A 21,725-nucleotide genomic window follows, 5' to 3' on the forward strand; every position below is an offset into this window, starting at 1 on the left:
GCAGCATGGAAACCCAGAAACAGTTCAAACGCCGCTTCAGCTTTGAGTTTTTCCCGCCCAAGACCGACAAGGGCTGGGAAAAGCTGCAGGGCGTTCGCAACACGCTGGCCGAAGTTGACCCGGATTTTTTCTCGGTCACCTTTGGTGCTGGCGGCTCCACCCGGGACAGGACTGTGCAGACAGTACTGGACCTGCACAAGCGGGGCGTGTCCACTGCACCGCATCTATCCTGTGTGGGCGCCACCCGCGACAGCATTGCGGAACTGCTGGACGTGTACAGGGAAAATGGCATCAACCGCATCGTCGCCCTGCGGGGCGATATGCCCTCCGGTATGGGGGCGGCCGGTGAACTTCGCTATGCGAATGAGCTGGTCACTTTCATTCGTGAGCATAGCGGCGACGCCTTCAACATCGAAGTGGCGGCCTACCCGGAGTTTCATCCCCAGGCCCGCACCGCGGAAGACGACCTGAAGAACTTCGCCCGCAAGGTTGAAGCCGGCGCCAACAGTGCCATTACGCAGTACTTTTTTAATGCCGACAGCTACTTCTACTTTATAGACCGGCTGGAAAAGATGGGCGTCACCATTCCGGTGGTGCCGGGCATCATGCCTATCGTCAACTTTTCCAACCTGACCCGCTTCTCCGACATGTGCGGCGCGGAAATCCCCCGCTGGATCCGCAAGCAGCTGGAAGCCTATGGCGACGACAGCGACAGCATCCGCAAGTTCGGCGAGGAAGTGGTCACCCGCATGTGCGAGAAGCTGCTCGCCGCCGGAGCGCCCGGGTTGCACTTCTATACCCTGAACCAGGCTGAGCCCAGCCTTAGCATCTGGAAGAATCTGGGTATTGGTGAGCGTGAGAAGATTGCGTTTTGAAGGCGGTTTTTAGTGTCGGATTACGGCCCTGCGGGCCTAATCCGACCTGCAACTGATTGTCGGTTTTCGCTGCGCTCTAACCGACCTACCGTAGGTCGGATTAGGCCCGCAGGGCCGTAATCCGACAACTCCACCTGACTCCTCCCTCACCCCCTCCTCCAACCATTTGATTTCCTGCATTTCTCCCGTTAATGGTCTAGAGTGTAAAAGTTGCAGTTCCATTAACTGCCCCCGGAAAGAACAGGCTTGATCAGCCCGCATTTTCGGAGCACTCCACCAGGTGCACGGGCAATAAAAGCAAAAACAGGAGATTGTATGAGCACTAAATGGATTAAAACGGTTGGCGCAACTCTGGCATTCACTGTTGCTGCGGGAACCGTCAGCGCAGAGACCCTGCGCGTTGTTACCGACCCCAGCTTCGTGCCTTTCGAAATGATGGATCAGGAAACCGGAGAGATGATCGGGTTCGATATGGAGATCATCCGCGAAGTGGCAGATCGTGCCGGCTTTGAGATCGACCTGAACACCATGGACTTCAATGGCATCATTCCTGCCCTGCAAACGGGTAACGTGGATATCGCCATCGCCGGCATTACCATCACCGAAGAGCGTGAGGAAATCGTCGATTTCTCTGACCCGTATTACGATTCCGGCCTGCGGATTATGGTGCGCCAGGACAACGACAATGTTGAAGAGATTTCTGACCTCGAAGGCAAGAAGATCGGCACCAAGATCGGCAGCACCAGTTACGACTACCTGATGAAAACGCTGGACGAAGACGACGGTGTCACCCCGTACCCGGGCAGCTCTGACATGTACATGGCACTTATGTCCGGCGCGGTTGATGCAGTGTTCTACGATGCGCCAAACGTAGGCTACTTCGCCAAGACCCGAGGTGAAGGCAAGGTCAAGACCGTTGGTAAACTTTACGAAGGCCAGCAGTACGGCATCGCCCTGAAAGACGGCAGCGAATGGGTAGACGACGTGAATGACGCCCTGGCTGAGATCAAGGAAGACGGCACTTACAAGGAGATCTACGAGAAGTGGTTCGGCCCCATGCCGGAAGACAAGTAAAACTGAAAACCACAGCCGGGGCGTACAACGCCCCGGCTGGCAACTCCCCACTCAACGGAGACATCCACTGTGGAATTCCAGTTTCAGTTTGACTGGCAGGCAGCCATCAACTCGATTCCCTACCTGCTTAAAGGTATTCCCTACACCCTTCTTATTTCCTTTGGCGGCCTCGCCATCGGCTTTGTACTCGGCATCATCTTCGGCCTGCTGAGCATCAATAAAAAGTGGTTCTTTCGCTGGCCTGCCACGGCGTATATCGAAATTTTTCGCGGCACCCCGATCCTGGTACAGGTGCTGTTCATCTTCTACGGTCTGCCAGATCTGGTGGGCGGCCCCATTGATCCGCTGACAGCCGGTATCGCAGCCATTGCCCTGAACTCCGGCGCCTATATCTCCGAAGTTGTCCGTGGCGGCGTGCAGTCCATCGACAAGGGGCAGACCGAAGCGGGCCTGTCCCTCGGCCTGTCACGGTCCCAGACCTTCTGGTCGATCATCTGGCCCCAGGCCTTCCGCCGCATGATCCCGCCACTGGGCAACCAGGCGATCGTGAGCATCAAGGACACCTCGCTGTTCTCGGTGATCGGTGTGGGCGAACTGGTTCGTCAGGGCCAGGTGTATATCGCCAATACCTTTACCGCCTTCGAGGTCTACTTCGTGGTGGCACTCATGTACCTCGCGATAACCCTCTCCCTCTCTCTCGTGCTCCGCCTCATAGAGCGGCGCGGACTGGCTTCTGTCTGAAGGATAGGTACCCATGACACAGATCGTGCAAATGCGGGGCATGAACAAGTACTTCGGTACCCTGCATGTCCTCAAGGAAATTGACCTGACCGTTGACGCCGGCGAAGTGGTGGTGATCATCGGCGCCAGCGGTTCCGGCAAGTCCACCCTCATCCGCTGCGTCAACGGCCTGGAAGAATTCGAGTCCGGCAAGCTGGTGGTGGACGGCAACGAACTTGCCCCGAAAGGGGGCAACCAGAAAGCCCTGGCGGAAATCCGCAAGGAAGTGGGCATGGTGTTCCAGCAGTTCAATCTCTTCCCTCACCTCACGGTGAAAAAGAACATCATGCTGGCACCCAGGAAGGTCAAGGAAGCCCCCGAGCCCATCGCCAGTGCCACGGCGGACCGGCTGCTGAACCGCGTGGGGATTGCCAGCCAGGCCGACAAATACCCCTCTCACCTGTCCGGTGGCCAGCAACAGCGGGTTGCCATTGCCCGCGCCCTGGCCATGGAACCCAGGCTGATGCTGTTCGACGAACCCACCTCAGCCCTGGACCCGGAAATGATCGGCGAAGTGCTGGACGTTATGCGGGAGCTGGCCAAGGAAGGCATGACCATGATGGTGGTCACCCACGAGATGGGCTTCGCCCGGGAAGTGGCCGACCGCGTGATCTACATCCACGAAGGCCAGATTGTCGAGGAAGGCAAGCCTGCGGATGTATTCGACAACCCGCAGAATGAGCGGACCCAGGCGTTCCTGAGCCGGGTGTTGGCGCACTGAGCCATATCCCGGCTTATAAGCCAGCTAGAGCAACTGGCGGGTGATCCTGTACTCGTTCTCGATCTTGGTATGGGAATCATCCGTCAGAAACCGGGCGATCTTTTTGCCCACCAGTGGCACTTGGCAATCAACATTCAGCGTCACGTAATTGATGCAGTCCTCATCCGTTCCCTGAAGCCTCATATTGCCCTTGATCTTCGCCGGGACACCTTCAATCCGCACCCGGAATTCGCAGTGCCACTCACCGTCGTCCTTGCGAAACCAGTGCTCTTCCTGACGTACCTGGTTCCACTCCCTGTGAAAACTGGCCAGAATACCGGGCACGTCGGTGGAAGCCATCATCTCCCGTTCCACCACCACCTTTGCCGACAGTTCGTCGCGGGTCAGTTCCGGCACCCGCACGTTGCGGGAACCCAGTCGCTGATTCTTCTCCCGGATATGGGCCTCGTCGAAGAAAGCTCCCAACACCTGCTCCAGGCTGGCATCGTAGAAATGCTCAATTTCCAGTTGCATGAATCTTCTCCTGCATGTTTTCAGATCATTCTGGGGGGCGCTGCACCGGCGAACATTGGCCCATGAGTCGATGGCGGATGGCATAGTGGTCAGCGGCCGCTGTTAACTGTAATATCCGCACAGGTTAACCGCCGAGAATTCACAACCTGAGCGTCTGACGGAGATCTATCATGCGCAATGCCGACCTCGTCGCCCGCGGCCTGAAGTCCGTGTGGCATCCCTGTACCCAGATGAAAGACCACGAAGGAGCCCTGCCACTGGTCCCGATCAAACGGGGCGAAGGCGTCTGGCTGGAAGATTTTGAGGGTAACCGTTTCATCGACGCCGTGAGCTCCTGGTGGGTTAACCTGTTTGGTCACGCCAACCCCAGAATCAACGCTGCTATCCAGGAACAGATCGGCCAGCTGGAGCACGTGATCCTGGCGGGATTTACCCATGAGCCTGTGGTAAACCTGTCAGAACGGCTTATCGAAGTTACGCCTGAAGGCCTCAACAAGTGCTTTTACGCCGACAACGGCTCTTCGGCGATCGAAGCCGCACTCAAGATGAGCTTCCATTACTGGAAGAACCACGGCAAACCGGCCAAGAAAAACTTCGTGAACCTGAGCAACAGCTATCACGGAGAGACCCTGGGTGCCCTGGCCCTGGGTGATGTTTCCCTCTACAAGGACACCTACCAGCCGTTGTTGATGGAAGTGCTGACAGCCCCCTCCCCGGACGCCTTCAACAAAGAACCGGGTGAGACTGACGAGGAATATGCCCTGCGCCAGTTCGAGGCTATGGACGCGCTGCTGGCGGAAAAACACGACGAAATCTGCGCCGTGGTGGTGGAGCCCCTGATCCAGTGTGCCGGCGGTATGCGCATGCATCACCCTGTTTACCACACCAAATTGCGTGAAGCCTGTGACCGCTATGGTGTACACCTGATCGCCGACGAAATCGCCGTGGGATTCGGCCGCACCGGCACCCTGTTTGCGTGCGAGCAGTCCGGCATAACCCCGGATTTCATGTGCCTGTCCAAGGGCCTCACCGCCGGCTACCTGCCGCTGTCCGTGGTGCTCACCACCGATAACGTCTATAACGCATTCTACGACGACTACGAAACCCTGAAGGCCTTCCTGCACAGCCACAGCTACACCGGCAACCCCATCGGCTGCGCCGTGGCACTGGCGACCCTGGACATCTTCCGCGACGACAACGTCATCGAGAACAACAAACGCCTGAGCGCCTGCATGGCAGACTCCGTGGCCCACCTGGCCGATCATCCCAACGTCGGCGACATCCGCCAGCACGGCATGACCCTGGCGGTGGAGATGGTAAAGAACAAGGCCACCAAAGAGCCCTTCCCCTGGCAGGAACGCCGGGGCATCCGGGTGTACCAGCATGCCCTCACCCGCCAGTCGTTATTGCGCCCACTGGGCAACGTGGTCTATTTTATGCCACCTTACGTGATCACCGAAGAACAGATCCGCCACCTGGCCCAGGTAGCTACGGAAGGCATCGAAATCGCAGTACAGGACTGACGGACACACCATGCGCATCCCTCGTATCTACACGGACTCTCCTCTGAGCGAGGGAGCCACCACTGGACTGGATGACAACGCGGCGCACCATGTTGGCCGCGTATTGCGCATGCAGCCCGGCCAGGAACTGCTGCTGTTCAACGGCGACGGCAACGACTATACAGCCGCCATCACCGAGTCGGGCAAGAAACGGGTGGAAGTCCGGGTCGGCCCGCCAGTTGAAAACACCACTGAGTCCGCTCTGGAGATAGTCCTCGGCCAGACCCTCTCCAAGGGCGACCGGATGGACTACGCCGTGCAGAAAGCCGTGGAAATGGGCGTCACCCGTATCGTGCCCCTCACCACCGAACGCTGCGACGTAAAACTCAGGGGCGACCGCGAAGACAAACGCCTGCGCCACTGGCAATCCGTCGCCATCAGCGCTGCCGAACAATGCGGTCGCGCGCGGGTACCGGAGATATTACCGGTTATGACACTGACGGACTGGTTCCACCACACCAGCGACTGCGACCTGCGCCTGGTACTCCACCATCGTACAGAACAATCCCTGGACACCATGACCAAACCCACCCGGGTTGCCCTGATGATCGGCCCCGAAGGCGGCCTCAGCCAGGAAGAAATCACCGCCGCCGAAACCGCCGGCTTCCTCCCCGTCGCCCTTGGCCCAAGGGTCCTCAGAACAGAAACGGCGCCAGTAGCGGCAATGACCCTGTGTCAGTGGTTATGGGGAGACATCGGAAGCTGACAACTTCCGACCGTGCCGCCGTCGCATGCAGGCAGCCAAGTCATTGACAGCAGCGGTGCCTGACAACATTATCCCTGTCGGGTAAAAAGAGCGTTTCGGACAACTCCGTAGTCGGGGCTGCATTACGGGGAGGCGTTTCCAAAACTGTGCGGAGCCATGGATGGCGGAGCCCAAGCGCCACATGGATGTGCTCGAGCGTGTTTTGGAAACGCCTCCCCGTAATGCAGCGAACTCCAGAACACAAAAAGCGAACACCGGATGACAAGCCTGCTAAGCACCCCAGAATTCTGGCAATACCTCAGTATCCCGGTTATTGCCGCCCTGATTGGCTGGACCACCAACTGGCTGGCCATCAAGATGACCTTCTACCCGCTGGAATTCGTCGGCAAACCGCCACTGCTGGGCTGGCAGGGAATCATCCCCTCCAAAGCCCGCAAAATGGCCGCCATCAGCGTCGACGCCACCATCTCCAAGATCGGCACCGTGCGGGAGATCTTCCAGCAGATTGACCCCGAAGTACTCGCCGCCCACATCATTTACACCGTCGAACCCCGCACCGAAGAATACGTCGACGAACTCATGCTCAGGGAATACCCCACCTTCTGGGAAAACCTGCCATCCTCCGCCAGGAACATGGTCTACGACCGGGTACGCAAAGCCACCCCGCAACTGGTGGACAACCTGGTCGGCGATGTCTCCGACAATATCGAAGACCTGCTGGACATCAAAAGTATGGTTATCGAACGCCTGGCCAAAGACAAGCGCCTGCTGAACCGGATCTTCATCGAATGCGGCGAAGTGGAGTTCCGCTTTATTATCAACTCCGGCTTTTACTTCGGCTTCCTGTTCGGCCTTATACAGATGACTGTCTGGTATTTCTACCAGAGCTGGTGGGTACTGCCCTTCTTCGGCTTGCTGGTGGGGTGGGCCACCAACTGGATTGCACTGAACGTCATCTTCCGACCGTTACATGAGAAAAAGATCGGGCCGGTGCGGCTCCAGGGACTGTTCCTGAAGCGCCAGAAAGAAGTGGCTGAATCCTTCTGCCATATCGTTACCCATGAAATCCTCACCGTCGGCAATATTGTAAGCTCCATACTGGAAGGCCCGAAGGGCGACCGGGCCCGCAACATGGTGAAAAAACACATCAAACCACTGGTGGACGAAACCGCCGGTATGGGCAAGGCCCTGACCCAGATGGCTTTTGGGCCCACCGGATTCGCCACCCTGAAGAACCAGGTGGGCCAGAAAGCCATTGAGATTTCGCAGACCTCGTTCAACAACCCCGTATTTGAAACCGATCGCGCACGAGCGGTAGAGAGCATCATGGTCGAACGCATGATTGCCCTCTCCTCGGAGGAATTCCAGGACCTGCTGCGACCCTGTTTTCAGGAGGATGAGATCAAACTGATTCTGGTGGGAGCCTTCCTGGGCTTCGCTGCCGGTATCGGCCAGCTGGTGTTTGTGTTCGGCGGCTCCGTTCTCTGACCGTTAATGCCGGGAAAACCGGCAGTTGTAGCGCTTTACGCTGGGAATAACGGCTGCTGGGCTTTATACTCGTCGGACACGGGTGTGTATTTCCCGGCGACTATTCTATTCCCGGAGGCATTGGATGCCAGGCTTTCTTTCCTGGATTTCAGGATTATTCTCTCCCAACAAGACAGCAACCCTATCAGCACCCGAATCCCGCCTGCTCAATCCGGTTGCTTTGCCCCAGGACAACGCGGAAACAAACCCCGCCCTGGTTGATCAACTGGAAGAGCACCTGTTCTGCTGGCTGCTCGACTCTTCCCCCACAACGCTCAGAGCCGAGACCGGCCAGTGGGAGCATGTACTGGAAAAACTGCGTTGGCGAATTACTCATCAGGAGCTCGACGAGCTGCCGCGCCAGCCAATGGCCCTGCCAATGTTGATGCAGGCGCTCTCGGACGAGACATCAGATCGACATCGCCTGACCAACATCATCCTTAACGATCCCGCACTGACTGACCAGTTACTCCAGATTGCCAACAGCCCCTATTTCCGGCCCGGCGACCAGTCCATTGACTCCGTCGATCAGGCCGTTTTTGTGCTGGGCCTGGACGGTATTCGCAACGTGATTTCTGCTGCCATCATGCGCCCGATGATGGCGGCACGAAACAGCCGGGAAGCCCTTTTTGCCCAGAGGGTGTGGCGCTGGGGGCTGACCTGTGCGCGCAGTGCCGAGCTGATTGCAAAGATTCAGGGCCAGGACGCCAGTGTCTATTTCATGGCAGGGCTGTTGCCAGCACTCTCCTATATTACCCTCAGGAGGGAACTGCAGCGGATCTGCCGGGCGGAACCCGGGATGACAGAACCGCCTCCCTCTCTGATACATGATGCCCTGTCCCGCTACCAGTGGGCCACATCCCAATTGCTCGCCAACGCCTGGAACCTTCCGCCCAAGTACCATGCGCACCTGATGGCGGCGGAACGGCCTGCGCCGAAGCAGAAGCATACCCCCCTGAACGACGGCATTATTGTGGGAACCAGAGAAGTGCTTCGCCATGCCCACCAGCGCAATATGCCGGAGGAGGACGTCCTGCGCATCATTCACCTTTCGGGCCCGCAGTTTACCCGGGTGCGTAAAGTCATCCTTGACGTTCTGGAGGCAGGCGCCAAAACCAGGGCCTAGCGTTTTTTCCCGGCCTCGCTTTCCTGCCTCAACAGTTCGGCAAAGGAGACGGAGTCCCCTTCAGGGGTCTGGGCCAGAAGGTGTTGAGGCACCAGGTAAGGCAGCCGGTCCACCACACGATCCTCGTCGTGGCGAATGGCTTCCAGGACACCGCCAACGGTAATCCTGTCCAGTGACTGCCCGGGGAGCAGGCAGTCACCATTACGACCCGCCAACTCCAGCAGACGTGCACGAATGAGTTTGTCGCTGACACCTCGTGTCACCTCTCCTGGCACCCTCAGCTTCTGCTCAACCTCTTCCTGCTGAGGCGCTGGCCGGCCCTCACTGAAGGGTTTTGCCACCAGCCACATCAACGCCAGAGCGGTTTTCTCCTGCAGTTCTGGAGACAGCCTTACCTCTCTGCGCTTGGCCACTGCCCCGGGGTTCTGCAAATAGAACGCGATACTGGAGCCCAGTAAAAGGATGATCCAGTTCAGGTATAGCCAGATCAGCAGGATGATACCGATGGCAAAGCTGGAATAGATGGCGGCATACTTCGCCGAACCTGCCACAAAAGAGGCAAACAGCATTCCCGCCGCCTGCCAGGAAATGCCCGCCACCAGGCCACCAATCAATGCGTAGCGGAGCTTCACTCTGGTATTGGGAATAAACACATAGACGAAGGTGAACGCCCCGACCACCAGCATGAACGGTGTGAAGCGGGTGGCGAAGACAACCACTGACCCTAGCGGCTCTATTTCCATCAACGCCTGGACAAACGCCGACGAGAAAATGGTGGCGCTGATGCCGATGGCCGACACCATCAGCAGCGGGCCAACCATGATAACGCTGAGGTAATTGCTGAAGCGCTGAGCCATGGAACGCATGTCCGGCACCCGCCAGATCATGTTGAAGGAGCGCTCGATCTTCTGGACCAGTGAAATCACGGTGTAGACCAGCAGAGCCAGGCCTACGGAACCCAGCACACCGACCTTCATGTTATCCACAAACCCGAGAATCTGCTCGGCCAGCTGCACGCCCTGCGGGCCCATGGGCTCAAAGAACTGGTACAGGAAAGGTTCCATGCGCTGGTGCACTCCCAGCGCCTTGAGCACCGAAAAGCTCAGCGCCAGCAACGGCACAATGCTCAACAGCGTGGTATACACCAGACTCATGGCGTGCAGAGTCAGATTGCCGGCAATAATGTCCCGCACCAGGGCATAGGCGGTACGACCGGTCTTGTATAACCAGGTCCATGGCCAGCTTTGCGGTGGGTTGGGGTTGGCCAGTATCCAGGTTTCAGCGTCCTGGAGCCGGTCCTTGAATTGGAAAGAAGCCACACAACATCCTGTTTGCCAGTGTTTTGTACAGATTATCAGTCAGATACCAAATCACAACAAAGTATGGCGTATTGTGTGGCTTTTACTAGCGGTTTCGGTTCAGTGGCGCTGCCCCCTCGGTTCGTTACAACGGAAGGAGTACCTGAAAACCAAACCAGGTCTGGCCACTCACTCTAATGTCACGCTCAAGGCCATTGCTGGCCACGCCAGACTGTCGGCCATCAATGACCGTGTGGCGCAGGAACAAGCCCACCGACAATGGTCGGCCGTTGGAACTGGGCGCAGAGCCCAGTGTCGTCAGCGCCCCCATTTCGGCGCCCCAGGCAAACTCCGTATTGATGTCGTCGGTGATGTCATCACTGAAGCGAACTGCCCCGACCCTTGGACCGGCATATACAACACCACTGCCATCAGCCTGCCGCCAGAGAAAGTCCACTCCCCCCAATGCTTCCAGCGAGCGCGCGTTATCCCATTTTGCATGGCCCAGGGTTCCGGTTATCCGGTAAGCCCGATCGCCATAGCTACCTTCATAGCCAGCCAAAACCGAGCCAGACAGCGTCGTGCCATGATCAAAACTGGAAAAGGCCGCGCCAGGCCCTTCGGTATCCGCAGCGAGGGATGAACCGCCCAACTGGGTGCCGACTAATACATCACCACTGGCTGCTGACACACTGGACGGAGCCAGAATGGCCCCAATCAGCAGGGACCCTGTCAGCCACTGCCATCGATTACTGCTGTGCATAGTAGTCTCCCCTGACCAGTTCCGCCGTTCCCGCCAGCATGGTTACAAACTTGCGGTCACCCTGTTGTTCATGGCGTACCGCAATCCTCGAATCCTCTGACGGGCTCGTCAGTTCATCACCCCTGAAGACTTCCACTTCATCCCCTTGTTGCAGGTACAAACGGGTGCTGCTCTGCTCCTCATCAAAATCCCCGCCACAAGCGGATAGCAATACCACCAGGGCCAACGCACTGGTGCGGAACGCGTGACGAACGGACTTACGGGCTACTGTATACATCATCATCTCCTCAGAACCGGATCGGCCGCGTCACGCGGGTTTCGATGGTAATGGTGTGCTCACCAGACTCGCTCTCAACAGCGACGGAGTTGCCCGCTTCAAACAGGCTTTCAAGGCTTGTGGGTCTTTCCACGCCCTGACAGGCCAGTGTATCGGGGTCGTAGGTCCCGAATCCGGTGCCGGTTTCACCGTTACCAAAGGTTTCCACCCAGGCACACACATCACTACCCTCAAGCCTCACTCGACTGCGCAGGTTGCCATCCTCGTTCAGGCTGGTGAAGGCGCCGGGAACCCGGATATCCGCCGCGGAGCGCTCACCCAGGCGATTGATCAACCGGTGGCGGGCACTGCCGTCGGCATTGGCGGTTGCTTCCAGGGAACGGCCGTTTTTGGCTGCGCGGGTCACTACCCTGGCAAGACCATCGCCGTCCCGCTCCATGACCGTGGATGAGCCTGGCAGGTAGCTGAAGGCACGAGTGGACTCACCGCCCGTGGCCACCTCGTGCCGGACCTCACCATTGTCCAGTAGCTCAGTCAGCATTGTGGCGTCAATTTCGTCAGCCACGGTCACTATGCGGTCGTTGAAGAACAACGACAGGCTGCCGGGAATCAGGGAGCGGGCCTGGTTATCCCGCCTGCCATCACGCCCTGACCGTCGATGGACCGATGTGCCGTCGAGGCGAATCCTGGCCGACAGTTCGCCCTCAGACAGCGAGCGGGATGCATTAATACCATCACCGTCCGCTGCCGGACTGACGAAGACCGACTCGTTGCCATTGGAAACGTCAGTCACCTCTAGCCGGCTGATGGTAGGCTGGCCGCCATCCGATCCCGAAATCTCACCGGCACGGTTCAACCCGTTGCCATCAGGGTCCAGATCGCGGTCGCCGGTAGATGCCTGATCGCCATCAATGACGAGAATCGAACCGGCTGGCAGATTGGTGGTATCGTCGCTACCATCGATATACTGCACCTGACCATCACGGGCCACGCTGGCCTGGTGCTCGGCACCACCGCCTGTATAGGGCTGCTCAAGGGCGATGTGCCCATCGGCCATGACCATGCCCACCGAACCACCTTGACGAACCGTCACACCAGATGACACCGGCGTGCTGATGCCATCCGCGTATTGGCTAACAGCACTGACCGTTCCGGCGGGCGTCACACGATACTCTACAGCAGTCGTGTCGCTGCCACTGGTCACCTCACCCCTCAGTGAAACCGTGCCGTCGGCAGCCAGCTCAATATCAGCGGGCACCATATCGAACTGGACGGTCGTGGTTTCAAGCACGGCACCGTCGGCCGAATAGCGGGTTCCGGACACCAGTACCCCGCCCTTGGCTGACTGGACGACCGTCATTTCGCTGCTGCCACCGCCACCGTTTTCGATGACCACTGCGCTGCGCATGTCGCCACCCGCCAGGGCCGTGACACTCAGTTCGGCGACATCGCTGGTCAACCTGCTGGCAGGGTTGGCATCACCGGCCTGCGCGAACACGGCGATCGTTGTCTCGCCCGAGGGCGACACGGCAACGGTTTGTTCACTGCCGTCGGTTTGCGAGAAGGTCAGTGTCTGCCGTCCGGACCCGTCGGGCGATTCCGTCGCAGGCAGCGGCGCCTGGGGATCATCCACGAGGATCGACACACTCCGCTTCTCGCCTGCCGCGTCCACGAAGGTGGTTTCATACCGGGCCTTCGAAGGCTGATCGTCGGTGTAGGAGGGCCATTGGTGGTTGCCTACCTCAACAGCAGGGTTGTCCGGGTCGATGAGCGGAATGTCCGCACGCTCGTCCGACCCTGGTGCTACAGGGCTTTCAGGTTCGCCCTGACCACCGTCGTCGGAACCGCCGGAATTGTCGGTTACCCGAACGCTGAAGGCAGCCAGTTCCGAAGATTCGTCGCCGTTGCTGGCGCTTATCACGATGTCACCGTAGCTACCCACGTCGTCCAGCTCCGGCGTGCCGCTGATACGTCCATTCTGCACATCGAACGTTGCCCAGTCCGGCAGGTTGGCCACACTGAAGGTCAATGGATTGCCGTCGATGTCGGTCGCCACGGGGGTGAATCGATACGCGTTACCGGCTGGAACGGTCGTGGTTGGCGAACCGGAGATCTGTGGCTCATCCGGAACCGGCGCCACCACCAGGCGAACCACGGCCAACCGGGATGTACGGCCAGTGTCGTCTGCCACGGTGTAGGTAAAGCGGTCCTCACCGTAGAAATTCTCCCCTGGCGTGTAGCTGAATGCGCCACTGGCACCTAGGGTCAGGGTGCCATTCAACGGTTGCTGCTCAACCTGCAGTGACGCCGTATCCAGGGTGCCGTTGAGGTCCTGGTCATTGGTCATTGGTGACACGCTGGTTTCGCTGTCCTCGGCCACCGTCAGGGCAAGATCGTTGGCCAGGGGCCGGTTATTGCCCGGCTGGTCGGTCACTGTGACCGTGGCTGGGGCGGATACCTGGCCATCCTCATCCTGGACGGTATAGGTGAAGGTATCGGTTCCATCGAAGGTATCATCAGGGGTGTAGCGGAAAACGCCGGCCCCGATGTCCAGTGCTACCAGTCCCTGGGCGGGGTTATCCACCACACTCAGGGTTGCCGGGTTCAACGCCACAGCCAATCCACGGTCATTGCCCAACACGTTGATTGCGAGGGTTGCACCGTCCATGGCCTGAACCCGATCGTCTTCAGCCACCGGCACACCCGCAAGACCGACGTTGATCGTGACAAGCGCTGATTCCGACACCAGGCCACGGTCATCACGGACGGTGTAGTGGAAAACATCCTCGCCCCGGAAATCCGCATCCGGCGTGTAAGCAATTGCGCCGGTGGCTGCGTCAACCTCGGCCACACCGTGGCGCGGCAGGCTGGCAAGTTCAACAGTGCCACTGGCAAGTGCGCTACCCGTGGCTTCGTCATTTGCGAGCACATCCACCGCAACCTCAGCAGCCATCTCTGTGTCGGCGGAGTCATCCCGCGCAAGCGGAGCGGCGGCGCCATCAGCCACGTTGATAAACAGATGAGTTACTGCGGAACGGACACCATTGGCATCCGCCACGGTATAGGCGAGGCTTTCGACACCCTGAAACTCTTCAGCTGCGGTGTAGGTCAGTTCACCATCCACCCACTGGACCGTGCCGAAATGAGGACTGAGGACGAGTTCTACGCTTTGCAGGTTCAGCGCCACGCCCAAAGCGGCGGCGCGGTCATTGGCCAGCGGCGCGAGAGCCACCGTGCCACCGGGCGCTACCGTGGCGACATCCCCACGGGTGACCGGCGGAAGGCCGGCCGGCCCAACGCTCAGGCTGACCGTCGCCGCATTGGATTCACCACCGAATTCATCCTCTACCACGTAGGTGAAGCTGTCCGGGCCGGTGTAATCCGGCTCCGGCTCATAGGTTACAGCACCCGTGCTGGTCTCCACGGACGCATGGCCGTGGGCCGGCTGGGTAATAACCCGCACACTGGCCGGGTTCAGGCGCCCTTCCTGGTCGAGGTCGTTTGCCAACACGTCCAAAGCCACTCGCGTATTCTGATCCAGGGTCGCGCTGTCGTTGTCGGCTTCCGGTGCCTGATTACCGACGGTGAAACGGAAGGCGGTGCCACTCAAGATGCCAGCCCAGCCATTACCGGCTGCGTCTTCCAGGCTGTTCGCAGCGAAGGTAACGTAGTACTCGTGCGTTGGCACCAGAACCTTGTCCAGGACGATGGTAACCTGCGCATCGTCTATGGAAATCTGTGAGTCAGTCACGGAAAGGCGCGTGTGCTCGACGCCTTCGGTGGCGTCCTGGACCACCAGCTCCCCGGCGCCTGCAAACACTGGCTCGTCGAACGTCAATGTCAGGTCGCTTTCATAGGGAACGTCGCTGGCGCCTGGCGCCGGCACGGAGCTCTGAAGAACAGGGCCAGAACCGTCGAAAGCAATAACCAATGGATCAGAGGCTTCACTGGCATTACCCGCCTCGTCCTCGGCAACGCCCGCCAGCAATTCAATGGTTACATCGCCCTCACCGGTCGCTTCAACCGTCAGTGCAAACAGGCCGTTACCCGAGTCGGTGAACCCGGTAACCGAGCCGTTATTGACGGACAGATCTCCAGACACAAAGCCGGTAACGGTTTCACCGAAGTCGACCGACAATCCGATTGGCGCATTGGTGACGTCTGCCGTTACATCCGTTGTGATGACGGGCGCCGGCGCCGTGCCGTCGTATACCCGGGAAAGCTGAGTCGCGGCCGTAGAGGGGTTACCCGCTGCGTCCTGTGCAACACCGGAACCAACATCCACGGTGACAGTGCCATCGGCGGTGGGTGTTATCGTGGCCGTATAACTGGCCCCGCTACCCGCGAAACTTCCCACAGTGGCATTGGACACAGTGATGTCCCCCACCGCGAAACCACTGACCGGCTCATCGAACGTGATGGATACAGTAAATGCCGCGTTGGTCACTGCTTCCGCCGGCGAATCCAGAGTGGTAGAGGCCGCCGTCGCATCCAGCGTGGCCGTTGCGGTGACTGGAGAGGACTGGTTACCTGCCTCGTCCGTCAACTCAGCAGACAGGGTAAGAGTCCCATCGCCAAGACCACTGACATCCACGCTACTGATCTGCTGGGAGCCATCAGACAGGGTACCCATGCCAGTGACCGGCGTGCCGCCGCCGTTACTGGAAATGCTGTAGCTGAAGTCCGCACCCACTTCCGCACCATTGAAAGTGAAGCTCACAGAGGTTGCTTCAGCGGCACTGATATCGGTTTCATCGAAACTCACGCCCTGGCCTGCAGGCGCCGTGGTGTCGAGGATAGCAGTATCTGTTACCGCTCCGGCGCTGTTTCCAGCGGTGTCCGTCAGGGTTACAGACAGAGTCAGGGTACCGTCAGACAGCCCGCCAAGATCGATACCGCTGATCTGCTCTCCGTCGCTGGCAACAGTGCCGCTGCCGGTGACCGGCGTGCCGCCGCCACTGCTGGATACGGTGTAGCTATAATCCGCAGCCACTTCCGCGCCATTGAAAGTGAAGCTGGCAGCACCTGCTTCGGTGTTGTTGAACGCATCGTCATCGAAACTGACCCCATGACCGTCGGGAGCAGCGGCATCCAGCATCGCTGTATCAGTGACCGCGCTGGCGCTGTTGCCGGCCGCGTCCGTGAGGGTCACAGCCAGGATCAGGGTGCCGTCACTCAGACTGCTGAGGTCGATACTGCCGATCTGGTCAGTGGCGCTGGCAATCGTGCCTGTGCCAGTGACCGGTGTACCACCACCGCTGCTGGAAATGGTGTAGCTGTAATCCGCACCCGCCTCAGCGCTTGCAAAGGTAAAACTGGCGGAACCGGATTCGGTGCTGTTCAGGGTTCCGTCATCGAAGCTGACGCTGTGACCACTGGGAACAGTGGCATCCAGCATTGCCGTGTCCGTCGCCGCAGTACCACTATTGCCGGCGGCATCGGTCAGGATCAGGGTCAGTGTCAGGGCGCCGTCACCGAGACCTGACAGGTCAAGGCCGGTAATCTGGTCGCTGGCACTGGCAATCGTGCCGCTACCCGTCACCGGTGTACCACCCCCGCTGCTGGATACGGTATAGCTGTAGTCGGTCTCGATCTCAGCACCGGCAAAGGTGAAGCTGGCAGAGACCGATTCGGACGCGTTCAGCATGCCATCGTCCATGCTTACCGAGTAGCCGGCCGGTGTCACCGCATCCACGAGGACGTCATTGGTGCTGCCCACCGAGTTCAAGGTGGTCGCCAGGTCATTGCCCGCACCGTCTTGTAGCGTGCCGCCATTCGGATCGACCGCCGCAGAGACGACCACGCCGTCTGCATCTTCATCTCCCGCCTGCACGGTGTATCGGAAGGCCAGGGCGGAGGTTCCACTGCCACTGATATAGCTGGCATAACGGGTGGTACTGCCTACTGACAGAGGAATTTGGGGTGTTCCGCCGGCGGTATTAACCGTCACGTTCTCGCTCGCATTAACGGTGAAGTCCAGGCTCTCGCCTGCGACATACCGGTCGTTTGACGGCACAGAGACACTGCTGACGGTTGGGTTCACTGCATCCACCAGAACTGAACTGGTACTCCCTACTGAATTCAGTGTTGTATCCAGGTCGTTACCGGAGCCATCTCGCAGGGTTCCGCCATTGGTTTCCAGGGCATTGACGCCGATGCCATCCGCATCAAGGTCGCCCGCCTGAAGGGTGTACCGGAATGTCAGGGCGCTGGTGCCGCTACCGGAAACATAACTGGCGTAGACGACCGAGCCGCCCACCGTGAGGGAAAGACGTGGAGTGCCACCCACCGTGTTCACGGTCATCGGCTGGCTGGCATTAACCGTGAAATCCAGATTCTGCCCGGCCACATACGTACCATTGGACGGAACGGAGACGCTGCGGATGGTGGGGGTCACGCTGGCGGTTAACTCGGTGCTGTCAGCAGTAGACAACCCACCAGACGAGGCCCGTAAGTTGAAGGTTTCATTGCTCGAACCAGACGCCGTGTAAACGGCCTGCAGGTCCGTAAAGGTCGCAGTGCCTGAAACGGGCGTCAGCGAGACGGTAGCGCCGTTGCCATCAGTGTCGCCCGTTGCCGTCAGGCTGGCGGTGCCGGCGCCGTTGACTTCCGCAAGCGTTATGTCAGTTGAGTAGCCGGTATCCGGGAGGTTATTGCCGTCAACGGCCGTGACCACTGGAACTGTGGAAAACGCTGTAGCCACGCCACTGGAGACTGTGGCGGGTGCGGGCTGAGTATCAAAGATCAGCTTGGTGGCCACCACATCGGTAGTCACCGCATTGGCATCTGCTGTCGACAGATTACTACCAACGCCATCCTGGTCATTTGCCGTCAGGGTAAAGCTCTCCTGATCCGCTGTGGCGGTGTAGGTAAGCCCAGTAAACGTCGCAACACCGCTGGCTGCTGCCTGGGTGTTGTTTGTCAGTGATCCGGCGCTAGCTTCCGTCAGGGCGACGGTTTCGGTGAAATCGATATCGGTATTGCCGAATCCATCCTGGGCGGTCACCACAGGCTGGGTGATCAAGGCACTGCCGGACACCGAGCCTGAAGGCTGGGTGGTAAACGCCAGCTGCGAGGCCACCACATCAACGGTCGTGCCCGAGCCATTACTAACGGCAGAGGTAGCCCCCATCTGGGTACCGGAGCCACCCACCGTCAGGTCGGTATCGCCATCCACCGACAGGACGATCGCATGGTCTTCGGTCAGGTTGGTGTTGTCGTTGTAGTAGGCGTTGACGGTGTAGGTTTCGTTGCCACCATTTGCAACAGAAACAGCCAGCGAAGAGAAGGTGATCGTATTAGTGGCCGCGTTATAGGTACCGGTCACGTTGCTGGCATCCGGCCCGTTAAGCCGCCAGGTAATATTGGAGCGTTCTGTATCCGTGCTGGTTCCGGAGACGTTGACGGTCACCTGTGAGACGTTCATGGCCAGGCCGTCGCTGGTGCCGCCATCGGTGAGAGTGAAATCGAAGACATCAACGGCCTCGCCAACTGTATCCGCCGTCGTGGCAAGAGCCACTGGCTCCACTACCGAAGCACTGGCCGTCAAGCTGCCATCGCTGTCCGGCGAGGCGGTGGAAAAGTCTACCTTCGTTGGCGCGCTTTGAAGATTGGCAGGACTTTCAAGATCTTCGGCCACTGCGTACAGATCATAAGCCGTGCCTGGTGCCAATCCGCTGAATGCCTCACTGCCTGTGGTACCCACTGTGCTAAAGCTGCCACTTATAAGCGCGGCGGATCCCGCCGAGTTCTGACCTGACTTTACCTGAGTGGCACTCGGCACCCCGTCCCCATCTGCAACGATGACATAGTAAGCGGTCCCGTCTTTATCCAGGTCGACAGAAAGAACCCCACCTGAAAGGTCGATGCTCCCTACCAGCGGCGTACCATTTTCGTAGGAAGGGGGCTCAGTTACCGTGGCCGCGACAACCGTCATGCTCTCCAGATTGGTGTAGGTCAGAATCGCATTCGAAGACCCCAGCCAGGAGTAATAACCTCTCACTGTATCGATGGTCGTGCCTGAGAAGGCACTGTAATCCAATGGGTAGGCTGTTTGATAGACACCGGAACTGTCGTGTAAGCCAGTTGAGGCAACCTCCAGACCGTTCCGATAGCCAACCAGGCGTACATTGTAAAAATCGTTGCCGTCCGGGGTGGCACTTCCAGAATACTCGCCCAGAACTGCGCCAGTAATCTGAAAACTCCCACCACCCGCTACCTTCACTTCAATATAAGCAGTCCCTGACACACTCCGCGCTGTCGCATCATTGATAAAGGCTCCATAGCCATCCGCCTGGATTCCTTGTGGGTCATCCGTCGATATTAGAAAAAACTCGTCGGCAGTGGTGAACGTACCATCGCCATTGTCCGTGGCCCCAGCGAATGAATATACGCCATCAGGCGGCGGTGCTCCGATCGCCGGGACGCTTATCCCGGCAGCACAGAATAAAAAAAACAGGCATACAAGCACGCGATTTTGACGCAGTGAGGGCTTCATATTTTAGGCAATCTCTTCTTGGGAAGGTCTCAGCGGTAATTGGCTATCTGCCTGTCGGCACTGAACAGAATGCAGGCACGTCAGCACCAATGTGTCCCAAATCTGGTCCTGGAGGGCACGTCGATACCAATACCAGAAATAGATCATTAACATTCTGTTAGTGATGAATATGAACCAACAGACACAAGGAATCCTGGCGTTAATAGTTACATCAGGTAAACACTTGTTACCGCTGGAAGTGGCCAGGATGAGAAAGCCAGCTTCAGGGTTACTGTGCCAGGTTCTCCGCGGTGATTTGCACAATCCTCTGCCGAGCCTCCCGGCTCGCCCAGGCCGAATGCGGCGTCACAATCAAATTGGGAATATCGTCCGCCAGCAGCGGGTTACCGTTGCGTGGCGGCTCTTCCGTCAGCACATCAAAACCGGCACCGCTAATCGTCCCCGCCCGCAGGGCGTCGGCCAAAGCTTGTTCATCCACCAGCCCACCACGGCTGGTGTTGATCAGCAGCGCCTCCTTTTTCATCATCTTCAGTTCGCGGGCGCCAATCAGGTTGCGGGTCTCGTCGGTCAGCAGACAGTGGAGTGACAGCACATCCACTCTGGGCAGCAGTTCATCCATGGGAATCCGTGGATAACCGTCCACCTCTCCGGTCGCCTGGCCGGGTCGCGCACCGAGCAGGATATTCATCCCAAATGCCTTTGCACGCTCAACAACGCCCTGCCCCAGGTCGCCATAACCGACAATTCCCAAGGTTCGCCCTTCCAGCTCCATGATCGGATGATCCATCAGGCAGAACATCGAACTCTGCCCCCAGCGCCCGGCCCGCACATCCCGGTCGTAATCCAGCAGGCGCGTGGCCAGCGCCAGCATCAATGCCATGGTGTGCTGCGCCACGGTGGAACGGCCGTAGTTGGTCACATTCATCACCTTGATGCCATGATCCCTGGCAGCCTCCTGATCAATGTTGTTCAACCCCGTGGCCACCACCGCAATGGTCTTCAGCTCCGGGCATGCCTCAAAATGCTCCCGCGACAACACCACCTTGTTCACCAGCACCGTATCAAATCCCTTTATACGCTCCTGCACCTGCTCGGGAGACGTTCGCGGGTGCCTGGCCAACTCACCGGTCACTGCCTCAATGGGCGAAAGGTCCACATCGCTACCAAGTGTGTCTGCATCCAGAAATACGGCTTTCATTAGTCCATCCCTATTCGTGATGTTTTTGGTCAACCATCAGCCCCCAAGATTAAGTTAGACTGAACAAAACCTCCAACCGGCGAAAAAAGGGGAACACACATGGAACACGAATTCTGGCACGAGCGCTGGGCCAAAAAAGAAATCGGCTTTCACGAAGGCACCGTGAACCAGTACCTCCACGACCACTGGCCAGAACTCGCCGGCAATGGCGTCGGTGCCGTCTTCGTCCCTCTGTGCGGTAAAGCCCACGACATGTGGTGGCTTCACGACCGCGGCCACCCGGTCATCGGTGTGGAACTGAGCGAGATTGCCTGCAAGGACTTCTTCGAAGAAGGTGGCGAAAAGGCCAGTGTTCATCCCGGAGAGCCCTTCATCACCTTCAAACATGACAACCTCGAACTCTGGTGTGGCGACTTCTTCCAGCTGGTACCGGAAGATCTGCAACACGTACGGCTGGTCTACGACCGCGCTGCCCTGATTGCGCTGCCACCCCACATGCGCAAGGACTATGTGGATCACCTCACGGCGATCATTCCGGACGGCACACGAATTCTGCTGATCACGCTGGACTACGACACTGAGATCAAGGGCCCGCCCTTCAATGTCAGCGACGACGAAGTCCGGGAACTGTACTCCGCCGATTACGAAATAGAACACATCCTTACCAATACCCTCGCCAAGGATCACCCCTTTACCAAGCGCAAGGGCCTTGCCGGAGCGACCGAAAGCGTGTTTCGGCTCAGGAAACGCTGATACACAATTTAATGAACCTTAACCTTTCTACCGCTGTCCAAGTCCGGAAGCTTGA

15 protein-coding genes are annotated in these 21,725 nt (G+C 58.6%); 9 read left to right on the forward strand and 6 right to left on the reverse strand.

Going from position 1 to position 21,725, the window contains the following annotated elements:
- Positions 1-5: 5 nt before the first annotated feature.
- From metF to QPM17_RS09415, 4 genes are all read left to right on the forward strand, one after another.
- Complete coding sequence (gene metF, locus QPM17_RS09400) at positions 6-875, forward strand: methylenetetrahydrofolate reductase [NAD(P)H] (RefSeq protein WP_285390415.1); 870 nt, start codon at positions 6-8, stop codon at positions 873-875.
- 315 nt (positions 876-1,190) lie between these two features.
- Positions 1,191-1,949 (forward strand): transporter substrate-binding domain-containing protein, encoded by a 759-nt coding sequence (locus QPM17_RS09405; RefSeq protein WP_285390416.1) that lies wholly within the window; start codon positions 1,191-1,193, stop codon positions 1,947-1,949.
- A gap of 69 nt (positions 1,950-2,018) precedes the next feature.
- On the forward strand, positions 2,019-2,690 hold the full coding sequence (locus QPM17_RS09410) for an amino acid ABC transporter permease (protein WP_285390417.1): 672 nt from the start codon (positions 2,019-2,021) through the stop codon (positions 2,688-2,690).
- A 13-nt stretch (positions 2,691-2,703) separates the two neighbouring features.
- A complete protein-coding gene (locus tag QPM17_RS09415; protein ID WP_285390418.1) occupies positions 2,704-3,450 on the forward strand; it encodes an amino acid ABC transporter ATP-binding protein in 747 nt (248 codons plus the stop codon).
- A 24-nt stretch (positions 3,451-3,474) separates the two neighbouring features.
- Here the strand turns inward: QPM17_RS09415 and QPM17_RS09420 are convergent, their stop codons facing one another.
- Entirely contained in the window at positions 3,475-3,963 is a 489-nt protein-coding gene (locus tag QPM17_RS09420) for a DUF2505 domain-containing protein (protein WP_285390419.1), read from the reverse strand.
- Positions 3,964-4,133: 170 nt separating this feature from the next.
- On the opposite strand from QPM17_RS09420, the gene QPM17_RS09425 reads away from it, so the two are divergent.
- The 4 genes from QPM17_RS09425 to QPM17_RS09440 all read left to right on the forward strand — a co-directional run bounded on the left by QPM17_RS09425 (position 4,134) and on the right by QPM17_RS09440 (position 8,884).
- Positions 4,134-5,486: an adenosylmethionine--8-amino-7-oxononanoate transaminase gene (locus tag QPM17_RS09425; protein ID WP_285390420.1), complete on the forward strand. Its 1,353-nt coding sequence runs from the start codon at positions 4,134-4,136 to the stop codon at positions 5,484-5,486.
- 10 nt (positions 5,487-5,496) lie between these two features.
- Positions 5,497-6,231, forward strand: a complete 735-nt coding sequence (locus QPM17_RS09430; protein WP_285390421.1) for a 16S rRNA (uracil(1498)-N(3))-methyltransferase — start codon at positions 5,497-5,499, stop codon at positions 6,229-6,231.
- 258 nt (positions 6,232-6,489) lie between these two features.
- Positions 6,490-7,719 carry a DUF445 domain-containing protein gene (locus QPM17_RS09435; protein WP_285390422.1) on the forward strand — a complete coding sequence of 410 codons (1,230 nt, stop codon included), beginning with the start codon at positions 6,490-6,492 and terminating at the stop codon, positions 7,717-7,719.
- 124 nt (positions 7,720-7,843) lie between these two features.
- Positions 7,844-8,884 carry an HDOD domain-containing protein gene (locus QPM17_RS09440; protein WP_285390423.1) on the forward strand — a complete coding sequence of 347 codons (1,041 nt, stop codon included), beginning with the start codon at positions 7,844-7,846 and terminating at the stop codon, positions 8,882-8,884.
- Here the strand turns inward: QPM17_RS09440 and QPM17_RS09445 are convergent.
- The 5 genes from QPM17_RS09445 to QPM17_RS09465 all read right to left on the reverse strand — a co-directional run bounded on the left by QPM17_RS09445 (position 8,881) and on the right by QPM17_RS09465 (position 20,917).
- Positions 8,881-10,203, reverse strand: a complete 1,323-nt coding sequence (locus QPM17_RS09445) for a YihY/virulence factor BrkB family protein (RefSeq protein ID WP_285390424.1) — start codon at positions 10,201-10,203, stop codon at positions 8,881-8,883. The two genes, QPM17_RS09440 and QPM17_RS09445, sit on opposite strands and share 4 nt — an antisense overlap.
- 124 nt (positions 10,204-10,327) lie before the next feature.
- Positions 10,328-10,945, reverse strand: a complete 618-nt coding sequence (locus QPM17_RS09450) for a hypothetical protein (RefSeq protein WP_285390425.1) — start codon at positions 10,943-10,945, stop codon at positions 10,328-10,330.
- Entirely contained in the window at positions 10,932-11,222 is a 291-nt protein-coding gene (locus QPM17_RS09455) for a hypothetical protein (RefSeq protein ID WP_285390427.1), read from the reverse strand. Before QPM17_RS09455 ends, QPM17_RS09450 begins: the two co-directional genes overlap by 14 nt.
- Positions 11,223-11,232: 10 nt before the next feature.
- Positions 11,233-19,470, reverse strand: coding sequence for an Ig-like domain-containing protein (locus QPM17_RS09460; protein WP_285390428.1), 8,238 nt, complete (start codon positions 19,468-19,470; stop codon positions 11,233-11,235).
- Positions 19,471-19,987: 517 nt separating this feature from the next.
- Positions 19,988-20,917, reverse strand: a complete 930-nt coding sequence (locus QPM17_RS09465) for a D-2-hydroxyacid dehydrogenase (RefSeq protein WP_285390429.1) — start codon at positions 20,915-20,917, stop codon at positions 19,988-19,990.
- Positions 20,918-21,016: 99 nt separating this feature from the next.
- Here QPM17_RS09465 and tmpT point away from each other — a divergent pair, with 99 nt between their 5' ends.
- Complete coding sequence (gene tmpT, locus QPM17_RS09470) at positions 21,017-21,670, forward strand: thiopurine S-methyltransferase (RefSeq protein WP_285390430.1); 654 nt, start codon at positions 21,017-21,019, stop codon at positions 21,668-21,670.
- Positions 21,671-21,725: the final 55 nt, after the last annotated feature.

Source organism: Marinobacter azerbaijanicus (assembly GCF_030250645.1).
Taxonomy (GTDB): Bacteria; Pseudomonadota; Gammaproteobacteria; order Pseudomonadales; family Oleiphilaceae; genus Marinobacter; species Marinobacter azerbaijanicus.